Raw genomic sequence first — 20785 nt, forward strand, 5'->3', positions numbered from 1 at the left:
CTTAGGGTGCCGCCTTTTTTGTTTCAGGGCCGCACCCCCAGGGCGTGGCAGATGGCGTAGCTCAGTTCGGCCCGGTTCAGGGTGTAGAAGTGGAACTCCCTCACCCCCTCTTTGGCCAGCACCTTGGCCATCTCGATGGCGACATTGGCGCCCACCAGCTTGCGGGTCGCCGGGTCGTCATCCAGGCCATCAAACATGTGGTGCAGCCAGTTGGGCACATGCACATTGGTGAAGCCAGCAAACTTCAGCAACTGCCGGTAGTTGGTCACCGGCAGAATCCCCGGGACGATCTCCACATCGATGCCTGCGGCGGCACAACGGTCACGGAAACGCAGGTAGGACTCGATGTCGTAGAAGAACTGGGTGATGGCGCGGTTGGCTCCGGCGTCCACCTTACGCTTGAGGTTGATGAGATCCGCCTGGGCGCTAGTGGCTTCCGGGTGCACCTCGGGATAGGCGGCCACGGAGATCTCGAAGTCGTGCTCCTCCTTCAGCAGCTTCACCAGATCCACGGCGAAGCGATCGGGACGCCCCTGGCCTTCCGGCAGGTCGCCTCGCAGGGCGACGATGTGGCGCACCCCCTGCTCCCAGTACTGGTTGGCCAGGCCACGCAGCTCCTCTTCGGTGGCGTCCACCACGGTCAGGTGAGGGGCGGCCACAAGATCGGTCTGATTGTGGATCTTCTCGATCACCTTATGGGTTCTGTCCCGCACCCCGGAGTTGGCACCATAGGTCACGGAAACAAAACGGGGCTTGAGCGGCGCCAGCCGCTCAACCGAGCTCCACAGGGTCTGCTCCATCTCCTCGGTGGAAGGGGGAAAAAACTCGAAGGAAACCTGGATATCCTTCAGGTGGCTCAAACGCTCGTTCAGGGCTTCTAACTGCTGTGCGTGATGAAATCCCATAAATACTACTCCCGTAAAACGTGCGTCCGGCTCAGTGCAGCAGACGTCGGCAAATGGCTACAAAATCGGACTGAACCGCGGCGGCGGTCACCTCCCGTCCGGCCCCCGGGCCCTGAATCACCAGGCCGTTGGGGTAATGCTTACTGAGGAACAGGAACTGATTGTCCCCCGCTGGCAGGTTGGCGAAGGGATGGCTCTGATCGACCTGCTCCAGGCCAACCCGGGCCTTCACCTCGCCCGCCTCTATGGTGAGGCTGGCGGCATACCTCAGGGCCAGGCCCTGCTCCTTGGCAGCCTCGGCGGCGGCCTGCATCACAGGGTCCAGTTCATCGATGCGCGCCAGGAACTGCTCCAGCGGCAGATCCGCCAATGCCTCCGGCACCAGGGATTCCAGTTCGATCTGCTCCAGCTCCAGATTCAGCCCCAGTTCGCGAGCCAGAATCAGCAGCTTGCGCTGCATGTCACGGCCAGACAGATCGTCTCTGGGGTCAGGTTCGGTCAGTCCCTCGGCCTTGGCCTTGAGCACCAGCTCAGAGAAGGGGCCACCGCGGTCGAAGTGATCGAACAACCAGCTCAGGGTGCCGGAGAACACCCCGGACACCGAGGTGATGGCATCGCCACTGCGCTTAAGATCGTCGATGCTGTAGAACACCGGCAGCCCGGCGCCCACCGAGGCGTTGTAACGCCAGTAACGGTGGCAGTTGGACAGCTGACGCTGCAGTTCCTGATAGAAGGCACCCGGGCCGCTGCCCGCCTGCTTGTTGGCGCTGACCAGATGCAGACCGGCGGCCACAATCTCAGGGTAGTGCAAAGCCAGGGTGGCCGAGGCGGTAATGTCCAGCAACACCACCTCATCCAGATCCATGGCGGCAGCCTGATCCAGCCACTCCAGAGAGGAAAACTCCAGGGCTTCATCCTGGTAGCGGGTCAATCCGCTGCGGGCGTCGATGCCCGCTTCATCAATCAGGTAATGCTGGGAGCCGATGATCCCCACCAGGCGCATCTCGGCCTCAAACTCCTCGTTGAGCTGCTGCTGTTGCAGGGCAAAGAGATCCAGCCAGGCAGACCCTATGTTGCCCTTGCCGGCCAGCACCAGTCCGATGCGCTTGCGGGGCCCGGCGCAGCGACGGTGAATGGACTCCACCAGGGCGGTCACCTCGCGGGCCGGCACCAGGGTGACCAGGGCCTGGTCGTGACGGCAGCAGGGCAAGGCGCTGCGGCTGAGCAGGCGGGAGAAGGCCCCCGCCAGTCGACCTGGGTGCTGACTCACCAGGCCTACCAGACCGTAATCGTCGCCGCTGCTGAGCAGGGTCAGACCCAGGCTTTTCGCCTGATCCGACAGCTCGCTGCCCAAAGCCTTGGCCTGCTCACAGGTCAGGGCCAGGGCCAAGGGCTGGTCATAGTGGGCCAGGGGCGGCAACCCCTGCTGCGCCAACCAGTCACACAACTGCTGAAACGCGGGGGCTTTGCCCTTGAAGCGAAACAGGGTCACCCGACTGAGGCTGGTGACCACAGGTTCGGTCTGCTCGTTGCCTCTGGGCAGGATGCGGGTAAAAGGGCTGTCCGGGGTGTAGCTGGAGCGAACATTCAGGGCCAGGGCCAGCTGACGCAGGGGCTGCAGGGTACGGCTGTGCAGAACCGGCGAGCCCAGGCGAGCCAGTTGATCCGCTTCATCCAGGCTGAGGCTGGCCTGCAGACGGGCGTCCGCCAGCAGGTTGGGATCGGCGTTGTAGATGCCGGCCACGTCGGTCCAGATGGTCACCTCGGTCACTTCGGCCAGGGCACCGATGAGGGTGGCGCTGTAGTCAGAACCGTTGCGTCCCAGCAGACGGGTGCGCCCCTGGCCGTTGGCCCCAAAGTAGCCGGTGATCACCACTCGCTGGTTGGGGCGCTGCGCCAGAGCGCGATGCAGGTTCTCGGAGGATTGCCCCCAATCCGGGCGGGGCTGGACGCTGTCATCCAGCAACAGGAAATCTCTGGCGTCCAGGGCAGTCGCCGGTGCGCCCAGTTTGCTCAGCAGGGCCGCCAGCAAGCGGGCAGACCACAGCTCGCCAAACGCCTGGATGGCGGCGCAGTCTCTGGGCTCGGCAGCCAGGGCCTGATCGATGTGGTGAACGTCGGACTCCAGCTGATGAGCCAAAGGCTGCCCCGACTCCCCCAGGGTGTCGGTGACCAGCCCCAGCTGGAACGCCTGCAACTGAGCCAGCTGTTCATCGTAGCTGTGGCCATGACGGGCCAGTCGCAGCAGCTCCAGCAGGGCGTTGGTGGTCTTGCCCGCGGCAGAGACCACCACCAGATCCCCGGCGTGACCGTGGGTCTGCAGGATATGAGCGACCCGGTGGTAACACTCGGCGTCTGCCAGGCTGGAGCCACCGAACTTGTGCAGCTGCTTCACTGTCACTTCACGGCCTCCAGGGCCTGGCGCAGGTCCGCCACCAGGTCCTCACTGTCTTCGATGCCCACGGAGAGGCGGATCAGGGTGTCTTCGATGCCGGCGGCGCGGCGGGCTTCCGGCGCCATGGCGGCGTGGGTCATGGTGGCCGGGTGCGCCACCAGGCTCTCTACCCCGCCCAGGCTCTCCGCCAAGGAGAACAGCTCCAGCTGAGCCAGGAAGTCACGCACCTGCTGCTCACCGCCCTTGAGTTCGAAGCTGAGCATGGCACCAAAGCCGCTCTGCTGACGCTTGGCCAGCTCATGGCCCGGGTGGGATGCCAGGCCGGGATAGTGCACTTTGGCTACTGCGGGGTGGCTTTGCAGCAGGGCAACCACGGCCTCGGCGTTCTCCTGATGCTGGCGCATGCGCAGCGGCAGGGTGCGCAGGCCACGCAGGGTCAGGAAAGAATCGAAAGGTGCGCCGGTGATGCCCAGGCAGTTGCCCCACCAGGCCAGGGTTTCCGCCAGCTCCTGTTCGCGGGCAATCACCGCACCGCCGACCACGTCGGAGTGACCGTTGATGTATTTGGTGGTGGAGTGGATAACGATGTCCGCCCCCAGGTTCAGAGGCTTCTGCAGCACCGGAGAAAGGAAGGTGTTGTCCGCCACCACCAGGGCGCCCACTTCCTTGGCAGCCTTGGCCACCTTCTCCACGTCCACTACGCGCAGCAGCGGATTGCTCGGGGTTTCCAGCCACACCATCTTGGGATTCTGCGCCAGGGCATCGGCCAGGGCCTGCTCATCGCCCTGGTCCACTACGGACAGCTCGAACGCGCCCTTGGCGGCCAGGCTGGTGAACAGGCGGTAGCTGCCGCCGTAACAGTCATGGGGCACCACCAGGCGCTCGCCAGGCTTAAGCAGGTTCACCGCCAGGTTGACCGCCGCCATACCGGTGGCGGTGATCACCGCGCCGGCGCCCTCCTCCAGCTGTGCCAGGGCATTGCCCAGGCTGTCCCGGGTGGGGTTGCCGGAGCGGGTGTAATCGTATTGCCTCGGCTCATTGAAACCGGCAAAGGTGTAGTTGGTGGACAGATAGACAGGTGGCACCACGGCACCATGAGTCAGGTCGGTATCAATCCCTTCACGGGCAACAATGGTGGCGGGCTTATGAGTACTCATTCCGTGGCTCCTGGTTATTCTGTGCGCTCAAGATGTCTGGACGTCCAAATTAGTCGATCCAAATTTGGGCGTCAAGACTTTTAGACGTCTAAACGTTTATAGGTTAAGATATCTACAATTTGACTCAGAAATCAGAGCAGTTACAATTTGCACCCGTTAACCCAAGTCAAAGGCAAAGGCAATGAGCACTGAGTGGAACGGCAACTACATCAGCCCCTATGCGGAACACGGTAAGAAAAGCGAGCAGGTGAAGAAGATCACCGTCTCCATTCCGCTGGGCGTATTGAAGTTGCTGACCGATGAGCGTACCCGTCGTCAGGTCAACAACCTGCGTCACGCCACCAACAGCGAACTGCTCTGTGAAGCCTTCCTGCACGCCTTTACTGGTCAGCCTCTGCCTGAGGACAATGACCTGAGAAAGGACCACCCGGACACCGTTCCGGAGTCTGCCAAGCGCCAGATGAAAGCCCTGGGCATCGACTGGGAAGAGATGGAGTAAGACTCCAGCGAATTGATAAGAAAAGGGATACCGCGAGGTATCCCTTTTTCGTTGTCAACTAATTGAGTTCAACAACTCCCGGATAGTAGAGGTCCGTTGGGCTGTCTTTGGGTATCTCTGTCAGGCTGACCTGCCCGGTAGCCAGGTGATACGCAAACAGCTGTTCCTCTTGGCCCCGGACCACGCCCAGGATGTCACCGTTCTGATCTTCAATCAGGTAACCGACCACCTCTGCATTGCCAAATGTCGCAACCTCACTCACCAAGTCCATCACTGGATCAAACTGCATGAGCTTGCCATTCTCAGTACCGAAATACAGATAGCCGTCGGACGCCACCAACAACGCTGTGCTGGGTATATCCGTAAGGCCGGTAACTGCATCCGTACGAACTGGACTTGAGCAGTCGTTGGTAATGCGCTGAATGGTACCCTCACCCGCTACAGCGCTGGCCCTTGTAGGCAGATACCATGCATCCTGACTTGCCAGATAACTCAGTGTACGCACAGGGTCGTGAGGGCCATTGACACTGAATGAGTGGCCCATCACCTTGGCTCTCGTAGTCAGGTTAAAGCAATAGAGATTAACGTCAGAAAGCACCCAGGCCCCTTGTCCCTGGATGGCCACTTCGGTGTTGGCATGGGCTCTTCCGGTACTGTCGAACTTATCCAATTGGGTGAAGGCCAGGGAGTCAGGGTCCAGGCTATACAGCACCTGACGGAAAGCATCGCGCACGTCGACACCCAGGCCATAGATTAGGCCTGTCTGCCCCTCTGCTAATGCAATCCCCGGACGAACTGAGCCGTACCCCGAGCCATAATCGATGATGGCCGTATCAGGATCATAACTGTAGTTAGTCCCGAAGCCTTCGAAGTCAGGGGCATAGATAACTGAACCAAATAGTTTTCCGTTACTGTGAAGCAGAGGACGACCAAAGGTATAAGCCCCTTTCTGATACCCCAAGCTGGTGACAGAGACGCTGTTATCCAGCCTGTCCAAGGTCACGAAGGCGCCCTGGTTCATCTCTCCCCCATCGAAGCTAACAACACTGACGAAGCGATCATCCACCGGGTCATCCGGGTTACTGGATATACCAGGGTCACCCACAAACAGCTTTCCTCGCAGCTCATCTCCAATGATCAAGGGGGAGTCCGAGTAACTTCCGTTCTTCACCTGCTTCACTTGAGACGGCAGATGTTTGAATGGTGCATCTGTACCTGAGATCCGCTCAATCTCTACAGCAATTGAGGTCGCAGGATCCGTAGCATTGATAAACAACAAACCGCCATTTTGAGAGGCTGCAAGTCCGGTAGGCTTCAAGTCACTCCAGTTGCTGAAGCGCCTCAAATTGGTGCTGTCAGCACTTGCACGATTCACCTCAACCAGAATGGGTGGCTGACTGCTGCCAAGCCCCTGACACAGACCGTAGAGTTTGCGAGCGTCCCAGGGGAAGGTCCCCAGAGGGTTGAAGCAGTCAAAGTTGACATAGCCACCGGCCCCTCCGGCTCGGGTTGTCACCTCGAAGATGGAATCGGGACTGCGATTCCACACGTTGTAGACAGTGTCGTCTCCATAATGCTGAAAGCGCCCATCATAGGGTACGGTGATATCGGCATAGCCCTTTGCGTTCCATGGCTTTGTCAGATCATTGGGATCTGAAGGGGTCAGTTCAAAGGCATTGGTTTCCGTCACCCCTTTTTTGTTGTGGTTGATCACCATTATTCGGTTATCACCACTCCATTGAATGTTGGCCAGCGGAATGCGGCCAAAGGTATTTCCCTTGCCGTCGCCTTGTCCCAGCTCCGCAACCCAGCTCAATTGGCCAAAGTCGTCGCTGCTACGGTCAATATTCAAATGGTAAAGTCGGCCTGCGTCATTAACTGACCCAAACTTAACCATTCCAAATAACGCAGAGCCATCGGGGTGCAGGAGTAACCGGGTATTAAAACCATAAACCCGGTTTCCAGAGAGTGTTTGGTCCTCTATGTGGCGCACTATCTCGACCTGTTGTGACACAGGATCGAAGCTCAGCACGACCCCTCCGGCGTACACACCCTCGGTATCCAATTGGGTATAAAATCTCTTATCCTTTGTGTTGTACACCAATGCCAGGTCAGATTTGTTTTGAACGCTCGGCTTACCCTTGAGACTGATGAGTGGGTGAATATCTCCCAAAGACGACTCACTGATCGAATAGAGTCCACCGACCTGCTCCTCGCCGCCCAAAGTGCTGCTCATCACCAATGTATGCCCCTGGGGGACGGGGTTGACCACTATGGATCCCGACGGCTTGTTTGTGATGGTTACCGTCACCGGAGCACTGCTCAGCACCCCATCACTGACCACCAACTGGGCCACGAAGGTCCCGGCAACATCGAGTCTAAAATCGGTGTTTACCTGATCAGCTGACGAGAGCACTGCCTGGCTTCCCGCTGGTAAAGAGAGCAATGACCAACGGTAGCTAAGAGGGTCTCCGTTGCCATCGGAAGAGGCGCTGCCACTTAATGACACGTTATCTCCAATACTCACCTGACGATCACTACCAGCATCGGCAACGGGAGCCACATTGCGCTGCTTGTCATGGATGAGCAGTGTGTCGGGCAAGCTGGTGGATTGACCATCACTGACCACCAATTGAATCAGATAGTCCCCCTCCTCACCGGTGACCAGCACAGGATAGGCGGAATCCGCCTTCACTAGCTCGGCCTTACTGTTCACCGGACGAGACAACAGAGCCCAGCGATAAGTAAGGCTGTCGCCGTCAGCATCGCTAGAGCCACTGCCATCCAGATTAATCAGCTCGCCGGCCTCCGCTGTTCGATCTGCCCCGGCATTCGCAACCGGCAGCGAGTTCTGGCTGAGCTCACGAATGATGACAGTATCTGGTGCGCTGTCTTGCTCACCATCGTTAACCACCAGCTGCAACACATAATCACCGTCAACGTCTGCGACAAAACTGGGCATGGGCGTACGTGCGGCTGAGAGTGAGGCCTGACTGCCTGCTGGACTGCTGATGAGCGACCACAGGTAAGAAAGAGCAGCGCCTTCAGCATCCGTTGAAGCACTGCCATCCAACTGGACAGTTTGTCCTTTGACAACCGACGCATTGACTCCAGCATCAGCCTTAGGGGGGAGGTTCACTTCAGTAATCAATACGGTATCGGGCGCACTGGTTAAAGCACCATCACTTACAACCAGTTGAGCCACATAATCTCCAGCAGCGTCCAGGGTAAGGGAGGGCCGCGCAGAGTCCGAACCGCTTAAGGCGGCATTACTGCTGCCTGGTTTGCTGATCAAGGTCCAGCGATAGTTCAGTGCATCGCCATCAAAGTCGTAGGAGCCCGAGCCATCCAGTATAAGAGTGTCTCCGGGTCCTCCCTTGTGGGTTATCCCCGCATTGGCTACCGGGGCTAGATTGGTGTCTCGATCACTCAGCAGCAGAGTGGCTGGCAGGCTATTGCTCTGGCCATCACTGACGATCAATTGAATCAAGTAATCTCCAGACACATCCGGGATTAACTGAGGGTGCGCACTGCGAACATCTGTCAGTGCACTGGCACTGCCGGTTGGCGCAGAAAGCAGAGACCATTGATAACTGAGCCCATCACCATCGAGATCATAGGAGGACGACCCATCAAGATGAACAATCTGTCCTGTATTCACCCATTGATCATGGCCAGTTACCGCCACAGGTGGCCGATTGCCTCTGTGAAGGGTAGAAGTCACTGTCTCGCTGAGGTTTACACCGTCACTGACCGCCAGTGCGACAATATAATCTCCCGCTAAATCCGGAGTCAGTTCCACTTGAGCGAGATTGGTGGCATTCAGAGCTACCTGACTTCCCTGAGGTACAGACACCAGGTGCCACTGGTAACTGATGCTGTCGCCATCGGCGTCGGACGAGCCGCTGCCATCGAATCGAACGGGTACACCTGGAGTTGAAAAGGCGGTGCTTACCACACGCGCAACAGGCGCCACGTTGGAGTCGCTGATTCGTACTCGATCAGGCTCGCTGCTTCCAGTGGCATCGCTCACCACAAGCTCTGCGTCATACTCACCCGGCAGATCCATTTGCAGTACGGGAAAAGGGGTATTGGCACGCTGTAACTCAGCAACACTGCCCGCAGGGCGACCAACCAAGGTCCAGTTAAAGCTCAGTCGGTCACCATCAGGGTCGATGCTGGCACTTCCATCCAGGGTAACTGAGGTCACGCCTGTGACTTTAATGTCATGACCGGCGTGAGCTATCGGCACCACGCCTGTGTCACTGATTTTAACCCTGGCCGGTTCGCTATCAGATTCACCGTTGCTCACTACCAGCGTAATCTCGTAGTCACCCACTGCATCCAAATAGAGCCCAGGGTAAGGACTGGCAGAATCGGTCAGTGCACTGCTGCTTCCCACCGGGCGTTCCGTGACAGTCCACTGATAGCTAATGACTCTCCCTTGAGGATCATAGGAACCACTGCCGTTCAATATCGCAGTAGCACCTTGGCTGAGGGACTGAGCGTGCCCCGCATCCGCAACAGGCCTCACTACAGAGGCCGACGCCGAATCACTGTCGCTGCAACCAACCAACAACCCCAAAACGAGTACTACACTCAGACTCACTGGTACACGCATCATTCCAACTCCCTTTGCGAACCTTTATGGGCAACCACCCTCACCGATCACCAAAAAGATCTTGTTAAATCAATCAAATTCCTTTTCACTTAAAAGTTAGTTGAAGCTGGGGCAATGACAAGGTTCTGCACTTAAAGTTGCTCAGATCGCAAAAGGGATACCGCGAGGTATCCCTTTTTTGTTATCAGCTTCAGTCGGCAAAAGGCGCCGGCTTGGGGGTGTCCGCCACCGAGGGGGGCAACAGCGGCAGGGTGATGGCTGGCTGCGTGCCGGTGAGGGTCTTGAGGAAGGCGGTGATCTTCGCGGCGTCCTGATCGCTCAGCTCCCGGCCCAGCTGCACCCGCTGCATGGTGACTACCGCTTGCTGCAGGTCGTAGGTGGAGCCGTCGTGGAAGTAGGGGTAGGTCAGCTCGATGTTTCTCAGGGTGGGCACCTTGAACACCATGCGATCATGCTCCTGGCCGGTCACGTCGACGCGGCCCTGAGCCGGGTTGTCGGTGACAAAGGGCTGCATTAACCCCATCTTCTGATACATGGTGCCTCCGGCGGCAGGACCATTGTGACAGGCGGCACAGCCGTTGGACTTGAACAGGGCATACCCCTGCAACTCCTCGTCGGTCATCGCCTGCTTGTCACCCTTGAGCCACAGGTCGAAACGGCTGTCCGGGGTCACCAGGGTCTCCTCGAAAGTGGCGATGGCATCGGTGACCCGTTCCAGATCGATACTCTTATCCCCATAGACGCCAGCAAAGGCACTGCGATAGCCGGGGATGGAGCGCAGCACGTCCAGGGCCAGTTCATGCTTGAGCGCCATCTCCTTGGGGTTGGCGATGGGACCGGCGGCCTGCTCTTGAAGATCCGCCGCGCGACCGTCCCAGAACTGAGCCAGCATGTAGCGGGAGTTCAGTACCGTCGGGGCGTTGATGGGCCCCTCCTGCCAGTTGTGGCCGATGGAGGTGGGCAGGATGTCCACCCCGCCCAGGCTGAGGTTGTGGCAGCTGTTGCAGGAGAGGAAGCCAGACTTAGAGAGACGCGGGTCGAAGAACAACTGCTTACCCAGGGCCACCTTGGCAGGGTTGTCGATCTGAGGCACTTCGATGGGCTGGATGGGTTCACCGGCGCTGACTGCGGCACTGATGAGGCTGAGGGACAGAACGAGCGTTTTCATACTGACGAGTCCTTGTTGTTGGATTTGTCGCCAGTCTATTGGGCCGTGCTCATCGAAAAAATCGGATAAATTCGATTAGGTCTATCGCCGGACGATCCTCGTTATTATTGATTTAAAACAAGGATTTGAATCAAACAATCTAGTGGTATCAAAAGCGAAGACCATCTGTGACAGATACGACGTTTTGGTGGCCTGTCGGCACCAAAAATCGCGATACCCTGCGCTCCTGCCTCACCCCTTGCCGCAGTTTTTCCCGGAAAGCCGAAGCATAAAGCAGGGATACCTTGGGCATCCCTGATTGGTCGTAGCCTACTTAGAAGTGGTAATGCACCCCGAGATAGAGCTGAGACAGTTCAACGTCCACGTCGACGGAACTGAAGTCCTCGTGCTCCAGCTCACCGTCATTCATCTCATAGGCCAGTCGCAGGCCCAGGTGCTCACCGACACTCCAGTCCAGTCCCACGCCCCAGGAGAAAACAATGCCATCGAGATCGGTGTCACCGATGGGGGTGTCCACATTCACCAGGGTATTGGCCAAGCCCGCCTTGGCAAACAGGGAAAACTCCTCGTTCAGGGTCAGTATGAAGCGGGGAGCAACACTGAAGGCAGCGCCCATCACCTCGACACCGTCCCCCTGTTTGAACTCTGTGGTGGCAAAGAGTGAACTTTCGATACCAAACCAGTCGGTAAAGTTGTAGCCACCATAGGCGCCGAAGCTGGTTGCTGTGCTGTCGTTAGAGGGATCCAGCTTGGCACTGCCCAAACTTCCCCCTACGTAAGCCCCCTCTTTAGCCAGGGCGCTACCGGAGATCATCATCGCTAGAACTGCGGTTGCCAGAATGGATTTTTTCACTGTCTATCCTTTGTTTTCATCAAATTGATTACACCAGTGCGTGCAATAATAAATCAATAAAGAACAGATGGATACGCCAAATGGTGGCCATTCTCTGACCCAGAAAAAAACAGGGCAGCCCTAGGGCTGCCCTGCTCAGTCGGTGAAGACGACTCAGTCAATCATATAGTGGGCCGGCAGCTCTTCGAGCTCGGCCACGCCGGAGTCGATGGCGGCCTTGGCCACCGCCTTGGCCACCCGGGGCAACAGGCGCGGGTCCATTGGCTTGGGCAGCACGTACTCGGAGCCGAAGCTCATCTCGGTGGCGCCATAGGCGTCCAGCACAGTCTGGGGCACAGACTCCTTGGCCAGCTGGCGAATCGCTTCCACCGCGGCCACCTTCATCTCATCGTTGATGGCTCGGGCACGCACGTCCAGGGCACCACGGAAGATGAAGGGGAAACAGAGCACGTTGTTCACCTGGTTGGGGTAGTCGCTGCGGCCTGTGCCCATGATGACGTCAGGGCGGGCGGCCTTGGCCAGCTCAGGCTTGATCTCAGGATCCGGGTTGGAGCAGGCAAACAGCACCGGCTTGTCTGCCATCAGCTTCACCTGCTCCTCACTGATGAGGTCGGGACCGGATACCCCCACAAACACGTCCGCATCCTGAATCACGTCGGTCAAGGTGCGCTTATCGGTGTTGTTGGCAAACAGCTTCTTGTACTCGTTCAGGTCATCGCGGCGGGTGTGCAGCACGCCCTTGCGATCCAGCATGTAGATCTTTTCACGCACGGCACCACAGGTGATCAGCAGCTCCATGCAGGCCACGGCGGCGGCACCGGCGCCCAGACAGACGATGGTGGACTCACACAGCTCTTTGCCCTGAATCTCCAGGGCGTTGAGCAGGCCGGCAGCGGTCACAATGGCGGTGCCGTGCTGATCATCGTGGAACACCGGCACCTGGCAACGTTCAATCAGCTGCTTCTCTATCTCGAAGCACTCTGGCGCCTTGATGTCCTCCAGGTTGATGCCACCGAAGGTGTCCGCGATGTTGGCCACGGTATCGATGAACTCCTCCTGGGTGCGGTGCTTCACCTCGATGTCGATGGAGTCGATGTTGGCAAAACGCTTGAACAGCAGGGCCTTGCCCTCCATCACCGGCTTGGAAGCCAGGGGACCCAGGTTGCCCAGGCCAAGGATCGCCGTGCCGTTGGAGATCACCGCCACCAGGTTGCCTTTGTTGGTGTATTTGTAGGCATCGGCTGGGTTGGACGCGATCTCCCGAACAGGCTCTGCCACACCCGGGCTGTAGGCCAGGGCCAGATCCGTCTGGGTTTCCGCAGGCTTGGTCAGCGAGATGCTGATCTTTCCAGGGACAGGTTGGGCGTGATACTCGAGGGCTTGTTCGCGAAGGTCTGCCATTCTCTTAATTCCAGTCACTACTTTATTTGGGAAGGGGGTACAGTCGCCTGAAACCTTACTCCTATTGCCTGATTTTGCAACCAATCTTGTTATTAATACTTGATATAACAAGCAGTTCTGACCAGTTTCATTGCCAAAGGGTCAAAAGTAATAGAATAGAGAATTATATTTCAGGAAAAGTGATTAATGGACCGTGAAACATTATTCAGTGAATTTAATTAGATAGAAGGCACTTAGCAGCAAAAAGTCTGAGTTATGCCGGTCACGCGGGAAATTGGACTGACCAATAAAAATTTACCTTTTCCCAAGCATAATGAGGTTCATTGAGAGTCATTAGCCGGTGAAATGTCCTTGGCTCCTTTAGGGAGATAATGACCTGAGGCGAGGATAGAGAGGGTGAGTGGCATCGGCTTGCATCTTCTGCGGCACCGATTCAGGCCGAATGCTCCAGCAACCCGACAGAGGGGCGGTAGGAGGAGTGTAAAAGGGGGGCCTGCGGACCAGGCACAAAAAAAGGCGCCCTGAGGCGCCCTTTTTCGATGCGGTTCGGCTTACTTCTTGGAAGACAGAGCACCGAAACGCTTCTTGAACTTGTCTACGCGACCGCCGGTGTCCAGAACCTTCTGCTTACCGGTGTAGAAAGGGTGACACTCGGAACATACGTCCAGGTGCAGGTCCTTACCTACGGTGGAGCGGGTCTTGATCACGTTACCGCAAGAGCAGTTGGCAGTGATTTCGTTGTACTCAGGATGAATACCTTGTTTCATGGGGCAAACCTCAGTTAAGGCCGTATCGCTATCCGATCCAAAGCCGGACACCATACGTCGTTAGTGATAAATTTAAGGCGCGTAATAGTACACGATGCAATCAACCCTCGCAAGCACAGAAACGCTCTGCATAGTAAGATTATGCCGCCTCTGATAGGGTATCCACCTGGCCATCAAATTTCGCTGGCCGGCGGGACTTCAGCCCGATAAAGACTATCCAATTCAGTAACCCAGGATCCTCATACGTGTACATTCAGGTCGCCCTGCCCCTGCCTCTGCGCCAACTATTCAGCTACCTGCCTGCCGAGGGACAGCCCCTGCCGGAGATTGGCTGTCGGGTGGAGGTGCCTTTTGGCCGCCAAACCCAGGTTGGGGTGGTGGTCAGCCTGAATGAGCACAGCGACCTGGATGACAGCAAGCTCAAACCCATATTGCGCACCCTGGACAGTGAGCGTGTGGTGAGCGAGCGCTTGTGGCAGCTGGCTCAGCTGGCCGCCCGCTACTACTTCAGCCCCCTGGGAATGGTGCTCAGCCAGATGCTTCCGGTGAAGCTGCGCCAGGGGGAGAGCGCTGCCCCGGAGCCGATCAAGCTGTGGCAACCCACAGAAGCAGGTCAGGCCCTGAATCTGGACACCCTCAAACGGGCGTTCCAGCAACAGCGGCTGCTGGCCTACCTGCAGACCCAGGGCAAGCTGGAAGATGGCCAGGTCAGCAAATTGGAGTTCAGCCGACAGGCGCTCAAAGCCCTGGAGGAGAAGGCGCTGATCCAATCTATAGAGCAGGCGCCTGAATTTGACCTCACCTGGCCCCAGGCCTTTGCCCTGGGCGAGGAACCTCAGACCCTCAACCGGGAGCAGGCGATCGCCGTGGCCACGGTCAGTGGCGATGGCGGCGGCTTCCGCCCCTGGCTGCTGGAGGGGGTCACCGGATCAGGCAAGACCGAGGTCTACTTTCACCTGATGCAGCCGGTGCTCGAGGCGGGCCGCCAGGTGCTGGTGCTGGTCCCGGAGATCGGCCTGACGCCCCAGACCATCGCCCGCTTCCGCCACCGCTTCCAGGTGCCCATCGGGGTGCTGCACTCCGCCCTCAACGACAATGAGCGACTGCAGGTATGGCAACAAGCCCGCGCCGGCGCCCTGGGAGTCATCATCGGTACCCGCTCCGCCCTGTTCACCGACCTGCCCAGCCTCGGGATGATCATCATCGACGAGGAGCATGACGCCAGCTTCAAGCAGCAGGAGGGGTTCCGCTATCACGGCCGGGATCTGGCGGTAATGCGGGCCAGCCTGGACAGGGTGCCCATCATCCTGGGATCCGCCACCCCCTCTTTGGAGAGCCTGCATAATGTGGCCACCGGCAAATACCGCAGGCTGCAACTGACCGAGCGCGCCGGCGTTGCCCGTCATGTACAGCAGAAGATCGTCGACCTGCGACTGCAGCACCTGGACGCCGGTTGCTCCCACGAGCTGCTGAAGGAGATGACCCGGCACCTGGAAGCGGGCAATCAGGTGATGCTGTTTCTCAACCGCCGCGGCTTCGCCCCGGCGCTGCTGTGCCACGAATGCGGTCACCTGCACGGCTGCAGCCGTTGCGATGCCTTCTATACGGTGCATCAGGGCAGCGGCCTGGTGCAGTGTCACCACTGCGGCAGCCAGAAGAGGCTTCCCCGCCAGTGCAGCGAATGCGGCTCCACCCAGCTGTTTACCCAAGGGGTGGGCACCGAGCAGCTGGAGCAGGCACTGAGTCAACGCTTCCCCGATTACCCTGTGGTGCGCATCGACCGGGACACCACCTCGCGCAAAGGCAGCCTGGATGCGCTGCTGGAGAAGATCCGCCGCGGCGAAGCCAGAATCCTGATTGGCACCCAGATGCTGGCCAAGGGGCACCACTTCCCCGACGTTACCCTGGTGGGACTGCTGGATGTGGACGGGGCGCTGTTCTCCGCCGATTTTCGCGCCGCCGAACGCCTGGCCCAGCTCTACATCCAGGTGGCGGGACGTGCCGGCCGTGCCAGCAAAGCCGGCGAAGTGCTGCTGCAGACCCACCAACCGGACCATCCGCTGCTGCACCAGCTCACCACCCAGGGTTACGGCCCCTTCGCCGACGCCGCCCTGAAAGAGCGGATGGATGCCCTGCTGCCCCCTGCGGGTCAGATGGCGATCCTGCGGGCGGAATCCAGCTACCCCCAGCAAGCCCAGCAATTTTTAAACGAAGCCAACCAATGCTTCGGCGACCTGGCCCTGCAGCGGGTCGGTCCCATGCCCGCCCCCATGGAGCGCAAGGCGGGAAAATTCCGCTTCCACACCCTGCTGCTGGCCAACGACAGAAAACGGCTGCAACAGGCGCTGGATCTGGCCCTGCCGGCCATAGAGCAACTGGCCTCCGGCAAGCGCTGTCGCTGGCACCTGGAGCGGGATCCCCAGGATCTTTTGTAGCCCCCAGCCGGTCCGGGCAGCCCTCCTGCCCGGTAACGCCCGTTTATCTGGTTAAACCGGCAAACAAACCGTTGGTATTGCCATAGTTAGGCGTTAAAATGTGCGGTTTGATTCATTAGCCGTTATGCGGCCAGTCCCCATCAGTTTTTCGGTGTCGCAATGAAAGAACATATCCAGCAATTACTTGAACAGACCGTTACCCTGCTAAAAGAGCGCGAGATCATTCCCGCCGACGCAGCGCCCCGAGTTCAGGTAGACCGAACCCGAGACAAGAGCCATGGCGATCTGGCCACCAACCTGGCGATGATGCTGGCCAAGCCAGCCAAGAAGAATCCCCGTGAGCTGGCCCAGGCGATCATCGATACCCTGCCTGCCTCCGAGCTGGTCTCCAAAGTGGAAATTGCCGGCCCCGGCTTCATCAACTTCTTCCTGGACAGCGGCTGGCTGGGCAAGCAGGTGGAGAAGATCGCCGCCGATGAGCGCCGCGCCAATGTGGCGGCCCTGGCCCAGCCTCAGACCATTGTCACCGACTACTCCGCCCCCAACGTGGCCAAAGAGATGGCGGTACACCACATCCGCTCCACAGTGATCGGCGACGCGGTCACCCGCACCCTGGAATTCCTGGGCCACAAGGTGGTTCGTGCCAATCACATCGGCGACTGGGGTACCCAGTTCGGCATGCTGATCGCCTATCTGGAGAAGATGGAGAACGAAAGCGCCTCCGATATGGACCTGTCCGATCTGGAAGCCTTCTACCGGGAAGCCAAGAAGCACTACGACGACGATGAGGCCTTCGCCGAACGCGCCCGTAACTACGTGGTGAAACTGCAAGGTGGCGACGAGTACTGCCGCACCATGTGGAGCAAGCTGGTGGACATCACCATGGCTCAGAACCAGGCCATCTACGATCGCCTGGGTGTGTCCCTGAGCAACGACGACATCATGGGCGAGAGCCTGTACAACCCGCTGCTGCCCGAGATCGTCAGCGACCTGACCGAGAAAGGCCTGGCGGTGGAAGATGACGGCGCCAAGGTGGTGTTCCTCGACGAATTCAAGGGCAAAGACGGCAACGCCATGGGCGTGATCATCCAGAAGCGTGACGGTGGTTTCCTCTACACCACCACCGACATCGCCGCCGCCAAGTACCGGGTGGATAACTTCGATGCCGACCGCATCCTCTACTTCATCGACTCCCGTCAGGCGCAGCACCTGCAGCAGGCCTGGCTGATCGCCCGCAAGGCCGGCTACCTGCCGGACACCACCAGCACCGAGCACTGTGCCTTCGGCATGATGCTGGGCAAGGACGGCAAGCCGTTTAAGACCCGCTCCGGCGGCACCGTCAAGCTGGCAGACCTGCTGGAAGAGGCCCACCAGCGCGCCGTGAAGCTGATCGGTGACAAGAACCCGGACCTTGAGGGCGACGAGCTGGACACCATCGCCAGCACCGTGGCCATGGCTTCGGTGAAGTACTCAGATCTGAACAAGAACCGCACCACCGACTATGTGTTCGACTGGGACAACATGCTCACCTTCGAGGGCAACACCGCCCCCTACATGCTGTACGCCTTCAGCCGCATCCAGTCCATCTTCCGCAAAGCCGGCGTCAGCGCCGATGCCCTGAGCGGCGAGGTGGTGATCGAGGCGGAGAAAGAGGAAGCCCTGGCTCAGAAACTGGTGCAGTTCAACGATGCGGTGCTCAGTGTCTCCGCCAAGGGTGCCCCGCACCTGATGTGCACCTACCTGTATGAGCTGGCCGGTGCCTTTATGAGCTTCTACGAAGCCTGCCCCATCAACAAGGATGACGTGGCCGAGGCCACCAAGGCCAGCCGCCTGCGCCTGTGTGCGGCCACCGCCAACACCCTGAAGGTGGGACTGAGCCTGCTGGGGATCAACACCCTGGAGCGGATGTAATCCATGGCCACCCGCGACTACGCCAAGCGGGGGCGCAAGCCCCGCAGCCGTGGCCGCAAGGCCGCTCCAAAGGCCAGCTTCCCCTGGGTTCGCCTGGTGGTGGTGCTGGCGCTGATCGCCGGCTTCGGCTACTTCCTGTGGAGCATCCAGGGCGCCTCGGACGAGGCCCCTGAACCACAACCGGCGACAGAAGTGGTTAAGCCCAAGCCACAGCCCAAAACCGAGCCCGCATTGCCGGAAAAGCCCAAGGAGACCTGGGAGTACATCGAAACCCTGCCTGAGAAACAGGTGGAGGTGGAGGTGCCCAAGCAGGAGCTCAAGGGCCCCTACCAGATGCAGTGCGGTTCCTTCCGCACCCGGGATCAGGCGGATGCCATGAAGGCGCGCATCGCCTTTATGGGGCTGGAGTCTGAGATTCGCCGCACCGAAGGCAGCAATGGCGTCTGGTACCGGGTCCGACTGGGCCCCTACGAGCGCAAGCGCCTGGCAGAGAGCGACCGCCATGCCCTGCAGCGGGGCGGCATCAATACCTGCCAGATCTGGCTGTGGAACTGAGTTGTCGGGCCGCCTTAGGGCGGCCCTTTTTCTTCATGGGTAGCCCAAAATGAGTCAACGCCTGCAATGCCAGCGCTGCCTGCGCCCCCAAAGCGTCTGCCTGTGTCCATCGCTGGGTCACTGCACCAGCCGCCACAGGGTGACCATACTGCGCCACCCTTCGGAGGCCAAATCCGCCAAAGGTACCGCCCACCTGTGCTCCCTGGTACTGGAGGGGTGCACCCTGATAGACGGCGAAACCCAAGCCGATTTTGCCCCACTGAAAGAAGCGCTGACCCGGGACAACCGCCCGGTGTGGCTGCTCTACCCAGGTGACGATGCCACACCGCTGGAATCCCTGGGCAGCGACTGCCGGCCTGGCCACCTGCTGGTGCTGGATGGCACCTGGAAAAAAGTGCACCGGATGCTGCAGCTCAACCCCTGGCTGCAAGCCTTGCCCAAAGTCAGCTTTGGCGAACTGCCCCAGGGCAATTATCAGATCCGCAAGGCTCGCCGCACCGACAGTCTCTCCACCCTGGAAGCGGTTGCCCACGCCCTGCCGAGGATCGACAGTTGCGACACCGCCCCCCTGTTCACCGCGTTCGAAGCGCTCAAGCAAAGCCAGCTGGCTCATATGCCGGACTCGGTAAAACGTCGCTATCTGGGCTAAGCTTTACCCCATATAGTCAAACAGTTAACCGCACGGATGCGCACACTGACCTGTCTGCTACTGGTCCTGGCCCTGCCCGCCATGGCCACAGAAGATCCTCCCATGCGTCTGGGCAGCAAGGCCCAGGCTTCTGAGCAAGTCCCGCCCCCCTCCGGGGAGGGCGACACCTTGCGCTTCCCTGCCCCCCAGCTGAGTCAGGACGCCCCTGCCGCTTCCGTGCTGACCCAGCCCATGGCGTCGTTGACCCTGCCCAGGGAACACGGCACAACACCGATGAAACCCGGCCGCTTTGTGCGGATCCTGCCCCAGCACCTGGAGATGGCCCGGGCCGCCTGGACTTACTTCGAGAGCCAGTACCAGCCCGATACCGGCTTGGTGAACTCGGTGAGAGGCTACCGGGAGACCACACTGTGGGATGTGGCCAGCGCCATCGCCGGCACCCTGGCCGCCCGGGAGCTGGGCCTCATTGAGGAGACGGTGTTTCTCACCCGCATCAACGCCCTGTTGCACACCCTGGCCTCCATGCCTCTCTACGACGATGCCCTGCCCGCCCGCCGCTATCACACCGATACCGGTCTGCCGGTCACCAATGACCATAACCACCAGATAAACGGCAGCGGCTGGTCGGCGCTGGACATCGCCCGCACCCTGGGTTGGCTGGCGATATTGAAGCAGCGACGCCCCGACCTGGCTGCGGCGATCCAGAGAATTACCCAACGTTGGGCCCTGACTCGGCTGGTCAGTCAGGGACAGGTCACCGGCGCCCGCTACACGGCTCGAGGAGAACGGCATTACCAGGAGGGCCGCCTGGGCTACGAGCAGTATGCCGCCGCGGCCCTGACGCTGTGGGGCCTGGCTCCAGACCAAGCCTGGGCGCCCTCGTTCCGGGAAAGAGTGGTGCTGGAGAAGGGCAGCCTCTGGGCTGACCGCCGCGACCGCCCCTTCCTGACCAGTGACCCCTTCTACCTGTGGCAACTGGAACTGGGCACCAATCCTGGCCAGTTCCGCCCCCTGAGCGACGCCGTCTTCGATGCCCATAAGCGCCAGTTTCAGCGCACCGGCCAGGCACACTGCTTCGGCGAAGACGCCGCCGACCGTGCCCCCTGGTTTCTGTACAACAACCTGCACTACCAGGGGAAACCCTGGTTGGCCACGGACCATCAGGGGCAGGCTCAGGCGTTCTCCCAGATCCTGAGCACCAAGTGTGCCCTGGCCTGGGGCGCCCTGAGTCAGGACACTCTGGGGTCTGAGCTCTGGCAACAGGGGACCAGCATGATGCGCAGTCGCGGCTGGCTGACCGGGCGCTATGACGACGGCACACTGAATACCAGCCTCAACCTCAACACCAACGGCGTGGTGCTGACCGTGCTGCTCTACATCCACAACGGCAACAGACCCCTGCTGGAGACAGATCACCTGGATTCCACCCGGTTGCTTGATCAATAGCCCAACCCGGCCAAAGGTTAATG

Annotated in this window: 14 protein-coding genes; 6 read left to right on the forward strand and 8 right to left on the reverse strand. The window is 59.6% G+C overall.

The window, feature by feature from the left end; genetic code table 11:
- Positions 1 to 23 precede the first annotated feature (23 nt).
- The 3 genes from metF to metB are packed head-to-tail and all read right to left on the reverse strand — an operon-like array spanning position 24 to position 4457.
- Positions 24 to 905 (reverse strand): methylenetetrahydrofolate reductase, encoded by an 882-nt coding sequence (gene metF, locus QUE41_RS19775; RefSeq protein WP_286340670.1) that lies wholly within the window; start codon positions 903 to 905, stop codon positions 24 to 26.
- Positions 906 to 936: 31 nt separating this feature from the next.
- Positions 937 to 3306, reverse strand: a complete 2370-nt coding sequence (gene metL, locus QUE41_RS19780) for a bifunctional aspartate kinase/homoserine dehydrogenase II (protein WP_286340671.1) — start codon at positions 3304 to 3306, stop codon at positions 937 to 939.
- On the reverse strand, positions 3303 to 4457 hold the full coding sequence (gene metB / locus QUE41_RS19785) for a cystathionine gamma-synthase (RefSeq protein ID WP_286340672.1): 1155 nt from the start codon (positions 4455 to 4457) through the stop codon (positions 3303 to 3305). Before metB ends, metL begins: the two co-directional genes overlap by 4 nt.
- Positions 4458 to 4638: 181 nt before the next feature.
- Here metB and metJ point away from each other — a divergent pair, with 181 nt between their 5' ends.
- Entirely contained in the window at positions 4639 to 4956 is a 318-nt protein-coding gene (gene metJ, locus QUE41_RS19790; protein WP_028107831.1) for a met regulon transcriptional regulator MetJ, read from the forward strand.
- A 58-nt stretch (positions 4957 to 5014) separates the two neighbouring features.
- Here metJ and QUE41_RS19795 read toward each other — a convergent pair whose 3' ends face one another.
- From QUE41_RS19795 to rpmE, 5 genes are all read right to left on the reverse strand, one after another.
- Positions 5015 to 9580 (reverse strand): PKD domain-containing protein, encoded by a 4566-nt coding sequence (locus QUE41_RS19795; RefSeq protein ID WP_286340673.1) that lies wholly within the window; start codon positions 9578 to 9580, stop codon positions 5015 to 5017.
- Between the two features lie 187 nt (positions 9581 to 9767).
- Complete coding sequence (locus QUE41_RS19800) at positions 9768 to 10745, reverse strand: cytochrome-c peroxidase (RefSeq protein WP_286340674.1); 978 nt, start codon at positions 10743 to 10745, stop codon at positions 9768 to 9770.
- Between the two features lie 313 nt (positions 10746 to 11058).
- Entirely contained in the window at positions 11059 to 11598 is a 540-nt protein-coding gene (locus QUE41_RS19805; RefSeq protein ID WP_286340675.1) for a porin family protein, read from the reverse strand.
- Between the two features lie 153 nt (positions 11599 to 11751).
- Positions 11752 to 12999, reverse strand: a complete 1248-nt coding sequence (locus tag QUE41_RS19810; protein ID WP_286340676.1) for a malic enzyme-like NAD(P)-binding protein — start codon at positions 12997 to 12999, stop codon at positions 11752 to 11754.
- 551 nt (positions 13000 to 13550) lie between these two features.
- Positions 13551 to 13766 carry a 50S ribosomal protein L31 gene (gene rpmE, locus QUE41_RS19815; RefSeq protein ID WP_286340677.1) on the reverse strand — a complete coding sequence of 72 codons (216 nt, stop codon included), beginning with the start codon at positions 13764 to 13766 and terminating at the stop codon, positions 13551 to 13553.
- A 245-nt stretch (positions 13767 to 14011) separates the two neighbouring features.
- Here rpmE and priA point away from each other — a divergent pair, with 245 nt between their 5' ends.
- The 5 genes from priA to QUE41_RS19840 all read left to right on the forward strand — a co-directional run bounded on the left by priA (position 14012) and on the right by QUE41_RS19840 (position 20762).
- The gene (gene priA / locus QUE41_RS19820) at positions 14012 to 16201 is read left to right on the forward strand and encodes a primosomal protein N' (RefSeq protein ID WP_286340678.1); all 2190 of its coding nucleotides are present in this window, start codon (positions 14012 to 14014) and stop codon (positions 16199 to 16201) included.
- Positions 16202 to 16360: 159 nt separating this feature from the next.
- Positions 16361 to 18112 carry an arginine--tRNA ligase gene (gene argS, locus QUE41_RS19825; protein ID WP_286340679.1) on the forward strand — a complete coding sequence of 584 codons (1752 nt, stop codon included), beginning with the start codon at positions 16361 to 16363 and terminating at the stop codon, positions 18110 to 18112.
- Positions 18113 to 18115: 3 nt separating this feature from the next.
- Positions 18116 to 18667, forward strand: coding sequence for an SPOR domain-containing protein (locus tag QUE41_RS19830; RefSeq protein ID WP_286340680.1), 552 nt, complete (start codon positions 18116 to 18118; stop codon positions 18665 to 18667).
- 49 nt (positions 18668 to 18716) lie between these two features.
- Positions 18717 to 19316: a tRNA-uridine aminocarboxypropyltransferase gene (locus QUE41_RS19835; RefSeq protein WP_286340681.1), complete on the forward strand. Its 600-nt coding sequence runs from the start codon at positions 18717 to 18719 to the stop codon at positions 19314 to 19316.
- 36 nt (positions 19317 to 19352) lie between these two features.
- On the forward strand, positions 19353 to 20762 hold the full coding sequence (locus tag QUE41_RS19840) for a DUF3131 domain-containing protein (RefSeq protein ID WP_286340682.1): 1410 nt from the start codon (positions 19353 to 19355) through the stop codon (positions 20760 to 20762).
- The last annotated feature ends 23 nt before the right edge of the window (positions 20763 to 20785 follow it).

The sequence above is a fragment of the Ferrimonas sp. YFM genome (assembly GCF_030296015.1).
In the GTDB taxonomy this organism is placed as follows: Bacteria; Pseudomonadota; Gammaproteobacteria; order Enterobacterales; family Shewanellaceae; genus Ferrimonas.